General features: G+C 35.8%; 2 protein-coding genes. Both read left to right on the top strand.

The genetic code is table 11. From position 1 onward, the window contains the following. Window positions 1-1,064 (top strand): RHS repeat-associated core domain-containing protein (locus HMPREF2955_RS15435; RefSeq protein WP_305775582.1); only part of this gene is annotated, 1,064 nt, incomplete at its 5' end. 4 nt (window positions 1,065-1,068) lie between these two features. Continuing rightward, a complete protein-coding gene (locus HMPREF2955_RS14065) occupies window positions 1,069-1,566 on the top strand; it encodes a hypothetical protein (RefSeq protein WP_139145575.1) in 498 nt (165 codons plus the stop codon). Window positions 1,567-1,645 lie beyond the last annotated feature (79 nt).

Genomic DNA, 1,645 nt, shown 5'->3' with positions numbered 1-1,645 from the left:
GACCGAAGTTCAACAAGAAAGGAGATGTTCCCGGCCCACCCATCCAATGGAACAAGCCCGAAGATCCAGACAATGCCCAGCCAGGGTATGGCTATGTCCCTGCCGACACGACCACCACCGAGGAAATCTTCTTCTATCATAGTGACCACCTCGGCAGCACCTCCTACATCACCGATGCCAAGGCCAACATCACCCAGTTCGATGCCTACCTGCCTTATGGCGAACTGCTCGTTGACGAACACTCGTCTACGGAGGAGATGCCGTATAAGTTCAACGGCAAGGAATTAGACGAAGAAACTGGTTTATACTATTACGGAGCCAGATACATGGATCCCAAAATCTCCATGTGGCTGGGGGTAGACCCATTGGCGGAGAAGTATCCAGAAATTAGTCCATATATTTATTGTCATAATAATCCCATCAATTTAATAGATCCCAATGGAAAAAATGATTGTATATTGAATCTTGATGGAGAAATTAAACTTATAGAAGAAAATAGCAATGACTTTAATACCATTTTTGCATATGATGGACAAGGAGGAATAGATAAAAACACAAAGATTGATGTGCCAAAGTCCTTTAATGAGAGTAAAACTACCACACAAGTGCAAGGTAGAACATCAAAGGATGCCGACGGGAATAAAATATCTACGTATGAGTTTGATTTATATACAGTTGATGATGAGCAAATAGCATCTAATATTTTTGAGTTTCTCGCAAAAAACTCAGATGTAGAATGGTCTAATACAAAAGTCTCTTCAAAGGACAATACGAGTTTCAATCTTATTTCAACCTCACATAAAGAGGGGTCAGAAGTAGGAATGAGATATACATTTGAGAAATATAAAAATAATTATAATTTTACTATTGATTATGCTATACATTCACACCTTCCAGAGAGTGTAGGTTATTCTCCGGGAGATATAAAATTCGCAAAAGATGCCAAAAGTATCTATCCTAATATTGAATTAAAAATTTACAATAGAATAGAATATAAAAGTTTTGACCAATATGATATACCCGGGGTATTGAATGAAGTTGTTGTTCCACCTCAAAAACGATAGATATATGTATCGAATAATTTGTATAATGATTTGTCTTACTTCGTACTCTTTAGTAAGAGGTAAAAACGGTATAGGAGCTTCTATTCCATTATATTGTGCAACAAATAATTCATTATCTATCATAATCGATTCTATTACCAATGACGAGAAATGTATTTCGGGAATATATGTTTTATCTTTTCAGAAACAGGATAATGACATTTATCTGATACTCTCACATACAGACTCTCATAATGATATTATTGACCAATATTTAGGTTTAGATTTCTTTTGGGGTATAGGAGTTGAAATAAAGGGCTGTATACTTATGAATGGAACATTCTTTTATTTACTTAACAGGAATGTAAACAATGATGTCATAGATTTATTTATTAAACCAATAAATGCCCAACTTCATCTAAAAAAAGAATCTCCTCAATTAAATGATGATACATTATTTGTTTTCAAAGAGTCTATTGCATTTAAGTATGAGTCAGGAAAATTTAAAAGGTATAAAAGATAAGCTACGATAGTAATGAATGACCAAGGAACGGCCGGGCAGCGCGATTATGCCGCCCGCATGCTGCAGATAGAGAAACAGC

It is taken from the genome of Prevotella sp. HMSC073D09 (genome assembly GCF_001814145.1).
GTDB classification, from domain to species: domain Bacteria; phylum Bacteroidota; class Bacteroidia; order Bacteroidales; family Bacteroidaceae; genus Prevotella; species Prevotella conceptionensis.
This window is presented reverse-complemented; position numbering and strand designations above follow the sequence as displayed.